The 12916-nt window shown below is 69.6% G+C and carries 12 protein-coding genes; 5 read left to right on the top strand and 7 right to left on the bottom strand.

All coding sequences use genetic code 11. The annotated features are described in order from the left end of the window. Positions 1–104: 104 nt before the first annotated feature. The gene (locus ACFW0G_RS12440; RefSeq protein WP_378325128.1) at positions 105–521 is read right to left on the bottom strand and encodes a hypothetical protein; all 417 of its coding nucleotides are present in this window, start codon (positions 519–521) and stop codon (positions 105–107) included. Between the two features lie 382 nt (positions 522–903). Between ACFW0G_RS12440 and ACFW0G_RS12445 the strand changes: the two genes are divergently transcribed. From ACFW0G_RS12445 to ACFW0G_RS12455, 3 genes are all read left to right on the top strand, one after another. After that, a complete protein-coding gene (locus tag ACFW0G_RS12445; RefSeq protein ID WP_378325129.1) occupies positions 904–1347 on the top strand; it encodes a helix-turn-helix transcriptional regulator in 444 nt (147 codons plus the stop codon). A 10-nt stretch (positions 1348–1357) separates the two neighbouring features. After that, on the top strand, positions 1358–1768 hold the full coding sequence (locus tag ACFW0G_RS12450; RefSeq protein ID WP_378325130.1) for a VOC family protein: 411 nt from the start codon (positions 1358–1360) through the stop codon (positions 1766–1768). A gap of 116 nt (positions 1769–1884) precedes the next feature. After that, positions 1885–4302 carry an ATP-binding cassette domain-containing protein gene (locus ACFW0G_RS12455; RefSeq protein WP_378325131.1) on the top strand — a complete coding sequence of 806 codons (2418 nt, stop codon included), beginning with the start codon at positions 1885–1887 and terminating at the stop codon, positions 4300–4302. 28 nt (positions 4303–4330) lie between these two features. Here the strand turns inward: ACFW0G_RS12455 and ACFW0G_RS12460 are convergent, their stop codons facing one another. The 3 genes from ACFW0G_RS12460 to ACFW0G_RS12470 all read right to left on the bottom strand — a co-directional run bounded on the left by ACFW0G_RS12460 (position 4331) and on the right by ACFW0G_RS12470 (position 6875). Then, complete coding sequence (locus ACFW0G_RS12460; RefSeq protein ID WP_378325132.1) at positions 4331–4669, bottom strand: VOC family protein; 339 nt, start codon at positions 4667–4669, stop codon at positions 4331–4333. Between the two features lie 68 nt (positions 4670–4737). After that, positions 4738–5820 carry a C40 family peptidase gene (locus ACFW0G_RS12465; protein ID WP_378325207.1) on the bottom strand — a complete coding sequence of 361 codons (1083 nt, stop codon included), beginning with the start codon at positions 5818–5820 and terminating at the stop codon, positions 4738–4740. A gap of 92 nt (positions 5821–5912) precedes the next feature. After that, positions 5913–6875 carry a nucleoside hydrolase gene (locus ACFW0G_RS12470; protein ID WP_378325133.1) on the bottom strand — a complete coding sequence of 321 codons (963 nt, stop codon included), beginning with the start codon at positions 6873–6875 and terminating at the stop codon, positions 5913–5915. A gap of 122 nt (positions 6876–6997) precedes the next feature. On the opposite strand from ACFW0G_RS12470, the gene ACFW0G_RS12475 reads away from it, so the two are divergent. Both ACFW0G_RS12475 and ACFW0G_RS12480 read left to right on the top strand, forming a co-directional pair. After that, positions 6998–7750, top strand: coding sequence for an acyltransferase (locus ACFW0G_RS12475; protein WP_378325134.1), 753 nt, complete (start codon positions 6998–7000; stop codon positions 7748–7750). A 105-nt stretch (positions 7751–7855) separates the two neighbouring features. Beyond that, positions 7856–9259, top strand: coding sequence for a sulfatase (locus tag ACFW0G_RS12480; protein ID WP_378325135.1), 1404 nt, complete (start codon positions 7856–7858; stop codon positions 9257–9259). A 28-nt stretch (positions 9260–9287) separates the two neighbouring features. Here the strand turns inward: ACFW0G_RS12480 and ilvA are convergent, their stop codons facing one another. The 3 genes from ilvA to ACFW0G_RS12495 form a co-directional block, all read right to left on the bottom strand. Further along, positions 9288–10544 (bottom strand): threonine ammonia-lyase IlvA, encoded by a 1257-nt coding sequence (gene ilvA, locus ACFW0G_RS12485; protein WP_378325136.1) that lies wholly within the window; start codon positions 10542–10544, stop codon positions 9288–9290. 42 nt (positions 10545–10586) lie between these two features. Further along, entirely contained in the window at positions 10587–11243 is a 657-nt protein-coding gene (locus tag ACFW0G_RS12490; RefSeq protein ID WP_378325137.1) for a GntR family transcriptional regulator, read from the bottom strand. 150 nt (positions 11244–11393) lie between these two features. Then, the gene (locus ACFW0G_RS12495) at positions 11394–12818 is read right to left on the bottom strand and encodes a short-chain fatty acyl-CoA regulator family protein (RefSeq protein WP_378325138.1); all 1425 of its coding nucleotides are present in this window, start codon (positions 12816–12818) and stop codon (positions 11394–11396) included. Between the last annotated feature and the right edge of the window lie 98 nt (positions 12819–12916).

Below are 12916 nucleotides of genomic sequence, written 5' to 3' on the forward strand. Positions count from 1 at the left end.
CCGCAGCCGACTTCCTTCGCGGATTTCCCGCTGGGGAACGCGAAAACGCCGTCTCGCCGGTGGCGGTGGTCGCGCGCCCACCGCCACCGGCGAGGAGCGAGGGGTCAGCCGAGGGTGCGGGTCACATCCTGTGCCGCGTTCTGATCCGGCGATCCCGCCTTCGTCGCGTCGAGCGACACGGCTACGACCGCCGAATCCCCGGCCTTGTAGTCCGCGGCCTCGTTTTCGTTGTCCACACTGAGAACGGCGGTGTGGCTGGCGCCGTCACACGTGGCGGCGGTGTCATTGCTCACGCCGAACGCCGACGCGGTGGTGTCGTTGACGTAGCCGACGAGCGTGCCGGCGTACCCCGCGTCGCAGGTGTAGGTGACGTCCACGTTGACGGTGTCGTTGGCAGCCACGACGGCGCCGGTGATACTCAGCGTCGCCGCATCGGGGGCCGCTGTGGCGGCGGGAGCCAGCACAACGAGAGCGGACGCTGCGGCGGCGAAGGTTCCGGCCCAGGCTCGGGCGGTTTTCATGGTGATCACTCCTTGTCCCGTTCGCACGGACTCGCGGACAGGCGTGGCTCGGCACACGATGGCGGGGCCACGTCGGTGGCGTGGTGATGGCGGCGCGATACCGTCCGGCGTCGCGATCGCCGGACGTACTGGTCGCGGCCCGTTCCGGGCGGAGAGCCGCCGGCGGATGGCCTTCGTCCCGGGGCCGCACCAGTCTCCCGGCTAGAGGCTCCATCGCTGTCAAGAGGCCGCCAGACAAGGATCCAGCCCCGAGGGCCTGTCGGACACCGCCGTTGTGGCACAAGGGGTTCCGCTGCGTGGCCTATCCCTGGGCAGGGCTTGCGAAGAGCGCCCGCGGGTCCAATCAGGTCCGAACGGGCCCGCGCGACGTACGATCTCGCAGGTGAGCAGCAGACCCGCCGCGGAGCAGCGCCTGAACGACCTCGCCCGGCTGCGCCGCGTCCGTGACCGGATCGACCGGGAGTACGCGCAGCCGCTGGACGTCGAGGCGCTGGCCCGCGACGCGCACATGTCGGCAGGGCACCTCAGTCGCGAGTTTCGCCGTGCCTACGGAGAGTCACCATATTCCTACCTGATGACACGGCGCATCGAGCGCGCGATGGCGCTGCTGCGCCGGGGCGATCTCAGCGTCACCGAGGTCTGCTTCGCGGTGGGCTGCTCGTCGCTGGGCACCTTCAGCACGCGCTTCACCGAGCTGGTCGGGATGCCGCCGAGCGCGTATCGGCGCGAGGCGACGGGCGCGACGGAGGGGATGCCGCCGTGCGTCGCGAAGCAGGTGACCAGACCGATCAGGAATCGAGAAGCGCCGTCCTCGGGCCGCACGTAGCGTGACCGCCATGGACATCACCATTCACGCGAGTTTCCTTCCGCACAACGACTCGGACGCCTCGCTGGCGTTCTATCGCGACACCCTTGGTTTCGAGGTCCGCAAGGACGTCGAGTACGGCGGGATGCACTGGATCACGGTCGGTCCCGCCGGCCAGCCCGACACGTCCATCGTCCTGTACCCGCCGGCCGCCACCCCCGGGCTCACCGACGACGAGCGCCGTGTCGTCACGGAGATGATGGCCAAGGGCACCTACGCCAGCGTCAACCTGGCCACCAAGGACCTCGACGGCCTCTTCGAGCGGCTGCAGTCCGGCGACGCGGAGGTCGTCCAGGAGCCGACCGACCAGCCGTACGGGATTCGCGACTGCGCCTTCCGCGACCCGTCGGGCAACCTGCTCCGCATCCAGGAACTGAGCTGAGCCTCGTCCGGCGTCAGCCGTACGGGTGACGCCGGACCACGGTGACACCGCCGGCCAAGAAGACGAACGAGCCCTTGCCGCGACCGCCCCGATCGACAGAGAGAGACACCACGAGCATGGCCACGAGGAAGAACACCCCAGCGACGGCGCGAAGCGGTCGCGCATCAGCGCCGTCGCCCGCGCCGCACGCCGCCGACAGCCACGACCTGATCCGGGTGCACGGCGCGCGCGTGAACAACCTCAAGGACGTCAGCATCGAACTGCCGAAGCGCAGGCTGACGGTGTTCACCGGTGTCTCCGGCTCCGGCAAGAGCTCGCTGGTGTTCAGCACGATCGCGGCGGAGTCGCAGCGGCTGATCAACGAAACCTACAGCGCCTTCGTCCAGGGTTTCATGCCGACGCTGGCCCGTCCCGAGGTCGACGTCCTCGACGGGCTGACGACCGCGATCATCGTCGACCAGCAGCGGATGGGTGCCGACCCGCGCTCCACGGTCGGCACCGCCACCGACGCCAACGCGATGCTGCGGATCCTGTTCAGCAGGCTCGGCAAGCCGCACATCGGCTCGCCGCAGGCGTTTTCCTTCAACGTCGCTTCGATCAGCGGCGCGGGCGCGGTCACCGTGAAGCGCGCCGGGCAGACGATCAAGGAGCGGCGCAGCTTCAGCATCACCGGTGGCATGTGCCCGCGCTGTGAGGGCCGGGGCTCGGTCAACGACATCGACCTGTCGGCGCTGTACGACGACAGCAAGTCGCTCAACGAGGGCGCGGTCACGATCCCCGGCTACAGCATGGAGGGCTGGCACGGCCGCATCTTCCGTGGCTGCGGTTTCTTCGACCCGGACAAGCCGATCAGGAAGTTCACCAAGAAGCAGCTGAACGACCTGCTCTACAAGGAACCGACCAAGGTCAAGATCGAAGGCATCAACCTGACGTACGCGGGCCTGGTCCCGACGATCCAGAGGTCGATGCTGTCCAAGGACATCGACTCCCTGCAGCCACACATCCGCGCCTTCGTGGAACGGGCGGCCACCTTCACGACCTGCCCGGACTGCGACGGTACCCGGCTGTCCGAGGAGGCCCGTTCGTCGAAGATCGACGGGATCAACATCGCCGACGCCTGCGCGATGCAGATCAGCGACCTTGCCGAGTGGGTCGGGAAGCTGGACGAACCATCCGTCGCGCCGCTGCTGGGATCCTTGCGGCACACCCTCGACTCGTTCGTCGAGATCGGGCTCGGCTACCTCAGCCTCGACCGCCCGTCGGGCACGCTTTCGGGCGGCGAGGCGCAGCGCACCAAGATGATCCGCCACCTCGGGTCGTCGCTCACCGACGTCACGTACGTCTTCGACGAGCCGACGATCGGACTGCACCCGCACGACATCCAGCGCATGAACAACCTGCTGCTCCAGTTGCGCGACAAGGGCAACACGGTGCTGGTGGTCGAGCACAAGCCGGAGGCGATCGCGATCGCCGACCACGTCGTCGACCTCGGCCCGCGGGCCGGCACCGAAGGCGGCGAAGTGGTGTTCGAGGGCTCTGTCGAGGGGTTGCGGAGCAGCGACACGCTCACCGGGCGGCATCTGGACGACCGGGCCTCCCTGAAGCCGTCGGTGCGGACGCCGTCGGGGACGTTGGAGGTGCGCGGCGCCGACACCCACAACCTGCAGGACGTCGACGTCGACATCCCGCTCGGTGTGCTGGTCGTCGTGACCGGCGTGGCGGGCTCGGGCAAGAGCTCCCTGATCCACGGCTCGGTTTCGGGCCGCGACGGGGTGGTGTCGGTCGACCAGGCGGCGATCAAGGGCTCGCGGCGCAGCAACCCGGCGACGTACACCGGGCTGCTCGACCCGATCCGCAAGGCGTTCGCGAAGACCAACGGCGTGAAGCCCGCGCTGTTCAGCGCCAACTCCGAGGGCGCCTGCCCGGCCTGCAACGGCGCCGGCGTCATCTACACCGACCTGGGGATGATGGCGGGCGTCGCCACCACCTGCGAAGAATGCGAAGGGCGCCGTTTCCAAGCCGAGGTGCTCGAGTACAAGTTCGGCGGCCGCGACATCAGCGAGGTGCTGTCGATGTCGGTGGCCCAGGCCGAGGAGTTCTTCGCCGAAGGCGAGGCGAAGACGCCGGCGGCCCACAAGATCCTGACCCACCTTTCCGACGTCGGGCTCGGCTACCTCCGCCTCGGCCAGCCGCTCACCACGCTGTCCGGCGGCGAGCGGCAGCGGCTCAAGCTGGCCACCCACATGGCGGAAAAGGGCGGCGTCTACGTGCTCGACGAACCGACCACCGGTCTCCACCTCGCCGATGTCGAGCAACTGCTCGGCCTGCTCGACCGGCTCGTCGACGCCGGGAAGTCGGTCATCGTCATCGAGCACCACCAGGCGGTCATGGCGCACGCCGACTGGATCATCGATCTCGGCCCCGGCGCCGGCCACGACGGTGGCCGGATCGTCTTCGAGGGCACCCCGGCCGATCTCGTCGCCGGCCGCTCCACCCTCACCGGCGAGCACCTCGCGGGCTACGTCGGCGCCTGAGCCGAAACGCGCCCCGGCACCGGCCTGTTCACTTGGTCGAGCACCACACCGCGAGTTCGCTGCCACCCGGCTCGCGGAAGTGGAAGCGCCGGCCACCGGGGAAATCGAACGGTTCGACCGTGACGACGCCACCCGCGTCCTCCACGGCCAGCCGCGCCTGGTGGAGGTCGTCGGTGCGGACCGTCACCAACGGCGCCCCCGGCTGTTCGGCCACATCCGCCTGGAAGCCGAGTGTGATGCCCGCGCCCTGGACGTCGGCGTAGTCGGGACCGTACGGGGTCGCCGCCCAGCCGAACGCCTTCTCGAAAAACTGCCCGGACGCGGTGGCCGAGCTGGACGGGAACTCGACGAAGTCGACTTTGTACATGTTCCGGACCGTAGCCCGGACCCCCGACAAAATCCGCGACCGTGCGGCCGGCCGCGGGGCCGACGACGTCAGGCTCGTTCGGTCGGTCGCCCGGCTCCCGCGTAGTCGTCGCCCGGCTTGCGGTACGGGTGCACCTGCACGGCCTGGCCCTCGGTGGGCGCGTCGATCATCTGCTGGTTGCCGATGTAGAGCCCGACGTGGTGGATCTCGGTGCCCGGATTGCCGTAGAAGATGAGGTCGCCCAGTGCCGGTTCGTCGACACGCTTGACGCTGCGGTACTGCGTGTCGGCCGTGCGCATCAGCTTGATCCCCGCACTGCCGTACGCCGCGGTGGTCAGCCCCGAGCAGTCGAAACCGGGGTCGCGGCCGCCAGTGCCGTTGCCACCCCAGACGTAGGGGAGGCCGATCTTGTCGATCGCGAAGTTGACCGCGCTGAGCACGGCGGGGTTCGGCGCCTTGTCGTGCTGCCCGACCGTGCCGTAGACGTTCACTGTCGCCAGCGTGCGGTGCAGGTACAGCGGCGCGGCCTGGACCGAGCCGACGGCGTTCCACCAGGTCTGGCCCTGCGAAAGGTCACGGCCGTCGCCGCACAGCGCGCGGCCGGTGGTGAGCGCGGCGTCGTCGATGTTCTGCGCGTCCGGGGCGGCGCCGGTCGCCGACCGCTGCCATTTGCTCCAGGTCGCCGGGGCCAGCTGCATCGGCCCGCTCGCGTTCGCCGTCGAGACGACCTTGTCGTAGAAGTCGCGGACCTCGATGGTGCCGATGGGCGCGCTCATCGTCCCGTCGGCGCCGAGGGTGCCGCCCTTGGCACGGCCGTGGTCGCTGGTGACCTTCCCCAGCGCCGCCAGCGTGACCCAGGAAAGGTGACAGCCCGGGTTCTCCTTGCCCAGCGTCACCGTCGCCTTGGCGTAGCCCGTCATCGCCCGCAGCGGAATGTCGAGCCACTGGCTCGTCCGCGACACCCACGCGTCGAACTCGCTCGGTGCCTGCGGGGGTGCCTTCGGCGCTTCCTGCGGCAGCGACGGGCTCGGGCTTGGCGGCGTCGACGAGGCGACCGCGGCCGCCGACGACCGCGGCTGGTCCTTCGGCGACAACTGCACGGCCGCCACCACCGCGCCCGCGGCGACGACGACGGCCGCGGCGATGACCAATATTCGGCGACGGCGCGATGGCTGTGCGACAGCGGCCTCGGGCTCTGCCACGTTTTCGGCCTCGCCGGGCGATGGCTCGGGTGTTTCCGGGGTCATCGGTGGCCTCCGGACAGGCGGTCGAGCACGAACTGCCGCAGCGCGTCGAGGTCGGTGTCCACGGCGACCTCGACCGTCCTACCGGGACTGGCCTCCGGATCGTCGCGGCCGAGCTTGCGGCGATCCACGACCGTCATCCCGCGCGCCGGCCCGGCGCCGCAGTCGACGTTCACCGGATACGCCTCGGTCCGCAGGATCCCGGGGCTGATCGCCTCCGCGACGGCCACGGCGTCGTGCATGACCATCCCGTCGAAACCGAGCACACGGCTGTAGTAGGCGGTGTAGTCCGTGGTCAGGCTCTCCAACGTCGCACCGAGTGGACCGGACGCGGCGAGCTTCGCCAGCCAGGCGCGGTCGATCGCGCACCGGTGGGTGATGTCCAGCGGCACCAGCACGCACGGGACGTCGTCCTCGGTGAGCACGCGGCGCGCGGCCTCGGGGTCGCTCCAGATGTTGAACTCCGCGGCGGCGGTGCTGTTGCCGCGTTCGATCCCGCCGCCCATGATCACGATCCGGGCGATCTTCTCCCGGACGCCGGGATGGGCGGCCAGCAGCGCCGCGATGTTCGTGAGCGGTCCGATCGGGGCGATCGTGACCGGTTCGTCGGACGCCTCCAGCAACGACGCCAGCAGGCTCACCGCGTCGCCGTTTTCGAGCGGCCGGGTGGCCTCCGGCAGCGTCGCGGAACGCCCGGACAGGCCGTCCGCGCCGTGCACGAACCCGGCGGTGTGCGGGTTCCGGTAGACCAGCGGCCGCGCGGCACCGGCCGCGACCGGCACGTCCGGCCGGTCGCACAGCTGCAGCAGGCGCCGCGCGTTCGCCGTCGTCGAGGTCAGCGGCACGTTGCCGAACACGGTGGTCACACCCAGCAGTTCGACGTCGGCCGACACCGCGGCCAGCGCGATCGCGAAGGCGTCGTCGACACCCGGGTCGGTGTCGATGATCAGCTTCGTCCCCATCAGCTCCCCTTGCCTGTGTCGGGCGTCTGTTCACAGGTCCGTCCGATCACAGATTACGCACCGCCTTCCTCCCCGCCACCGCCCTCAACGGAAGCGCTTCGCGCCGCTGTTAGATTCCATGGATGACGTCGATGTGGGGTGCGCCCGCGTTGTCACGGGTGCGGGCCTGGCGCCAGGCCCGGCGCGACCCGCGGCAGGCGAAGTTCCTGACCGCCGATTCGCTGCGCTGGGTCCTGCGGAACCGCGCGTACACGCCCTGGTACCTGGTGCGCTACTGGCGGCTGCTCAAGTTCCGGATCGCGAATCCGCACATCATCCTGCGCGGCATGGTGTTCCTCGGCAGGAACGTGGAGATCCACTGCCGCCCCGGGTTCGGCCGGATGGAGATCGGCCGGTGGGTGCACATCGGCGACGGGAACGCCATCCGCTGTCACGAAGGGTCGCTGCGGATCGGCGACAAAGCCGTCTTCGGGCGGCAGAACGTGATCAACGGCTACCTCGACATCGAGCTCGGCTCGGCCACGCTCGTCGCGGACTGGGTCTACATCTGCGACTTCGACCACGTCACCGCCGACATCACGGTGCCGATCAAGGACCAGGGCATCGTGAAGTCGCCGGTCCGGATCGGGCCGGACACCTGGATCGGCACGAAGGTCAGCGTGCTGAAGGGCACGCGCGTCGGGCGCGGCTGCGTCCTCGGCGCGCACGCTGTGGTGCGGGGCGACATCCCGGACTACTCGATCGCCGTCGGCTCGCCCGCCCGCGTGGTGCGCAACCGCCAGGACGACTACGCCGCCGACGCGGCGCGCCGCGAGGCCATCGCCGACATGGCGCGCAAGGCGAACAAGGCGCTGCAGAAGACCCTCGAATCCTGACGGCCTGGCAAGTGCGTCCCACGGCTTGAGCGTCGTTGCCGTTTTACGGCGACGGGCGAAAAGCTCCTGCTCGACAGGCGAAAAGCCGGGCAGTGGGAGGGCAGGATGGGCGAGTCCGCGGGGTTGTCGAGGCGGGCGTTCGGGACGTTGCTCGGGGCCACCGGCGCGGGTGTCCTCGCCGCGTCCGGGACCGCGTCGGCGGAAAACGGCGGCGAACAGCCGTTCCGCGCGGCGCCGGAAAGCCCGGTGCGCAGGCCCAATCTGCTGGTCATCCTGGGCGACGACCTCGGCTGGGCCGATCTGTCCAGCTACGGGTCGCCGCACATCCGCACCCCGAACCTCGACCGGCTCGCCCGCGAAGGCGTCCGCTTCACCGACGCCTACTCCGGCTCCGCGACCTGCTCGCCGACCCGGTTCAGCCTCTACACCGGCCGCTACCCGGGCCGGTTGCGTGGCGGCCTCGCCGAACCGATCGCGTCGCCGAACGAACTCGAGGGCATCCCGCACGACCACCCGACCCTGGCTTCGCTGCTGGCCGACGCCGGATACTCGACGGCGCTGATCGGCAAATGGCACTGCGGGTACCTACCGTGGTTCAGCCCGACCCGGGCCGGCTGGCAGGAGTTCTTCGGCAACTTCGGCGGCGCGATCGACTACTTCTCGAAGCTCGACGGCGCCGGGCGCCACGATTTGTACGAGGGCGAGGTCGAATACGCCGACCTGCGCTACTACACCGACATCATCACCGAACGGGCCGTCGAGTTCGTGCGCCGCGACCACGACCGGCCGTGGTTGCTCAACCTCAACTTCACCACTCCGCACTGGCCGTGGGAAACGCGGGACGACAAGGCCGTCAGCGACGAGCTCAGCGCGCGGATCCGGGCGGGGGAGCGCAACGTGCTGTCGCATTCGGACGGTGGTTCGCTCGAGACCTACCGGAAGATGGTCGAGCACCTCGACAGTTCCGTGGGCGCCGTGCTCGACGCGCTGCGTGCCCGTGGCCGTTTCGAGAACACGCTCGTGTTGTTCGCCAGCGACAACGGCGGCGAGCGATGGTCGTATCAGTGGCCGTTGTCGGGCGAGAAGTTCGGCTTGCAGGAAGGCGGCATCCGCGTCCCGACGATCCTGCGCTGGCCCGCGGCGATCCGGCCGCGTCAGGTCAGCGACGTCCCGGTCGTGTCCCCGGACTGGACCGCGACGCTGCTCGACATCGCGGGCGCGAAGGTGGATACGCGGTATCCACTCGACGGCCGCAGCCTCGCCGGATACCTCCTGCGTGGCCGGAAAGCGCCTGCGCACGATCTGTTCTGGCGGACCCGTGCCGAGCGGGCGTTGCGCCGTGGCCGGTGGAAGTACTACCGGACCCCGGCCGGTGCCGACCAGCTCTTCGACGTCGTGAGCGACCCGCGGGAGCAGGCCGACCGCGCTCGTGCCGAGGCACCGAGGCTGGCGGAGCTGCGGGCGGCGTGGGAGAAAATCGACTCCGGCCTGCTGCGTTACCCGGCCTGAGCACCAAGCTGTGTCATACCAAGCTGTGTCACACCAAGAAGTGGAACAGCGGGCTGCCCGGCTCGACCCGTTCGACCTGCAGCGGGCTGGTGGCCAAGCGGTGGAGAAGCCCGTCGAGGTCCCCGGCCCGCGCGAGTTCGATGCCGATCAGCGCGGGCCCGGTCTCGCGGTTGTTGCGCTTGACGTACTCGAAGCGGGTTATGTCGTCGTCCGGTCCGAGCACCTCGTCGAGGAACTGCCGCAGCGCACCGGGTTCCTGCGGGAAACCGACGAGGAAGTAGTGCTTGAGGCCCTCGTGGATCAGTGAGCGTTCCACGATCTCGCCGTAACGGCTGACGTCGTTGTTGCCGCCGGACACGACGCACACCACGGTCTGGCCGGGCTCGATCTTCACCGGATCGCCGAGCGCGGCGGTGGCGAGCGCGCCCGCCGGTTCCGCGATCACGCCGTCGGACTGGTACATCGCGAGCATTTCCGTGCACACCGCGCCCTCTGCGATCGAGGTCAGTTCGGCGCCGCTGTCGCGCACCAGCGGGTAGGTGACAGCGCCCGCCTCGCGCACCGCCGCACCGTCCACAAAGGAGTCGACGGCGTCGATCCGGACCGGGTGCCCTGCCTCCAGCGCGGCCGCCATGCAGGTCGCTCCCGCGGGTTCGACGCCGACTACGCGGATCTCCGGATGCCGTTGCCCGACCCAGCTGGTGATCCCGGCGAGCAGCCCGCCGCCGCCGACCGGCACCACCAGGACGTCCGGGACGAACCCCAGCTGTTCCACGATCTCCAGTGCGACCGTGCCCTGCCCGGCGACGGTCTGCACGGCGTCGAAGGCGGGCACGAGCGTCGCGCCGGTACGCTGCGCGTCCTCTCGCGAAGCGGCGAAGGCGTCCTCGTACGTCTCGCCGACGACGATGACCTCGATGTGCGCGCCGCCGAGTGTCGCGATGCGCTCGCGCTTCTGTCGCGGTGTCGTGCCCGGGACGTAGACACGGCCGTTCGCGCCGAGCCGACGGCATGCGTACGCCACGCCCTGCGCGTGGTTCCCGGCACTCGCGCACACGACACCGCGGGCACGGGTCGCTTCGTCGAGCTGGACGATGAAGTTGTACGCGCCGCGGATCTTGTACGAACGGACCGTTTGCAGATCTTCGCGCTTGAGCCACACCCTGGCGTCCACGCGGGAGGAAAGCCGGGCGTTGGGCTCCAGTGGCGTCTTGGTGACCACTCCGGCGAGCCGGCGCGCGGCCTGCTCGACGAGTTCGGCTGTCACCGTGTCGATGTCGTGCACCTCGACGAATGTACTGACCCGGTTCGCGGTACCGGCGTTCGGCTATCCGGCCGCGGTGGCCCGCAGCGCGTCGACGACGCCGGCGACGTGCTTCCTCGCCGCGAGCTCGGCGGCCGCCGGGTCACGGGCGGAGATGGCCTCGATGAGCGCCAGGAGTTCGCGGACCGACGCCTTGGGCCTGCCAGAGGCCGGTGACAGCCGGAACTGGCGCCGGATGATCGGGCCGCGTAGCCGGGCGATGAGGCCGGTGGCCACTTCCTGACCGGAAATCTCGCGCACCAGCCGGTGCAGCTCGGTATCCAGCTCCGCGTACCGGAGCGGTTCGGCCTCGCCCGCCGCGCGCGTCAACTGGTCGCCGATCATGCGCAACAGGCCGATCTGTTCGTCGGTAACCACTTCGGCCGCCTTGGCGGCGCAGAGTCCCTCCAGCACCATGCGGCATTCGGTCATCGCGATCGCCTCCGCCAGGGGGACGGCGCGCACCCGGGCGCCACGGTTCGGGACGCGTTCGACCAGGCCTTCCGAGGCCAGCTCGATGAGTGCCGCCCGCACGCTGGCCCTGGTCACACGGTAGGTCTCGGCCAGCTCGGTCTCGACGAGGCGCTGGCCGGGCGCCATGTCGCCGTCCTGGATCGCCCGCCGCAGCGCGGACAACACCCGTCGCGCGGCAACGGCGCCCTGGGCGGTGTCGGCAGGCATCCGCTCCTCCACTTTCCGGCTCCCGGATGGTAAACAATCATGGCGGCAACTGCCCGGCCCGAAGCAGCTTTCAATGCCGCTGACCTGCGCGTAGCCGAAAAGCGGCAACAGGAGCGAACCCGCTGAAACGCCACCGCGCGCTGCGGGAGGTCAGCCCTTGGGCACGGCCGGGTACGGCACGAAGGTGCTGGTGTTCTCGTCCACGGTGAGCTGCTTGCCGATGGTCGGGAACGCCCGCTGCGGGCAGGCCGGGCGTTCGCAGACTTTGCAGCCCATCCCGATCGGCGTCGCCGCCGCGGGCTCGTCCAGGTCGAGCCCGGTCGAATAGATCAGCCTGCCCGCGTGCCGCAGCTCGCAGCCGAGCCCGACGGTGAACGTCTTGCCGGGGCTGCCGTAGCCGCCGATGTTCCGCGACACGGTCCGCGCGACCCAGAAGTAGCTCTTGCCGTCGGGCAGCGTCGCGATCTGCGTCAGGATCTTGCCGGGCGAGGTGAACGCCTCGTAGACGTTCCACAGCGGGCAGGCGCCGCCCACCCGGCTGAAGTGGAACCCGGCCGCGGACTGCCGCTTCGACATGTTGCCCGCGCGGTCGACGCGGACGAACGAGAACGGCACCCCGCGCTGCTTCGGGCGTTGCAACGTCGACAGCCGGTGGCACACCGTCTCGAAACCGACGCCGAAGTGATCGCACAGCCGCTCGATGTCGTAGCGGAACTTCTCGGCCGTGGTCAGAAAAGCGCCATAGGGCAGGACCAGTGCCCCGGCGAAGTAGTTCGCCAGCCCGACCCGCGCCAGCGATCGGGCGGCAGGGCCGGAAAACGCCCACGAATCGGCGAGTTCGGTGATGAGATCGTCGTATTCGAGCAACGCGATCTGCGAAGCCATCCGGAACGCCTGCTGGCCGACGCGCAGGCTCGGCGCCAGCCGGAGCACGCGGCCCTGTGGTTCGTAGCGATGCTGTTCGCCCGCCGATTCGTCGATCCCGGCGCTGGTGACCTCGACGCCGTAGCGCTGCCACAGCCGCTGCTTGAGCATGACCAGTACCTCGCCGCGGCGCAGCGGGATCTCGGCAGCCATCCGCTCGGCCCGATCGTCCAGTTCGGCGACGTAGTTCTCCCGCTCGTAGAAGAAGTCGCGGACCTCTTCGTGCGGAAGCGGTGCGGCGGCGCTTCCGTGCAGGCCGAGGCCGTTTTCCGTGGTCAGCGCCGCGGTGTTTTCGACGGCGTTGCGGTAGCTGCGGTGCAGCTTGACCAGCGCTTGCGCGATCGTGGGCAGGTTCGAGGCCAGCTCGTTGAGTTCGCCGGTGGTGACGTCGATGCCGAGGACCTCGTCGAGCAGCGCCTCGCGGACGTCGGCGACCAGGCGTGAGGTGTCCGTGCTCGCGAAGAACTCCGCGTCGACGCCGAACGCCTGCGTGATCCGCAGCAGCACGGGGACGGTCAGCGGCCTCGAGTTGTGCTCGATCTGGTTGAGGTAACTGGGTGAGATCTCCAGCACACGGGCGAGGTCGGCCTGGCTCATCGACCGGTTTTCCCGCAGATGCCGCACACGCGCGCCGGCGAAAATTTTATCCACCAAGACCTCCGGAGTCCGCAAGGTTTCCGGCCCTGAACGATTACGTGAACGATCAAGTCCGGCGTTTTTCGGCCCAGTTGTGAACCGCTGATTCGCAA

The organism is Amycolatopsis sp. NPDC058986 (genome assembly GCF_042741125.1).
In the GTDB taxonomy this organism is placed as follows: Bacteria; Actinomycetota; Actinomycetes; order Mycobacteriales; family Pseudonocardiaceae; genus Amycolatopsis.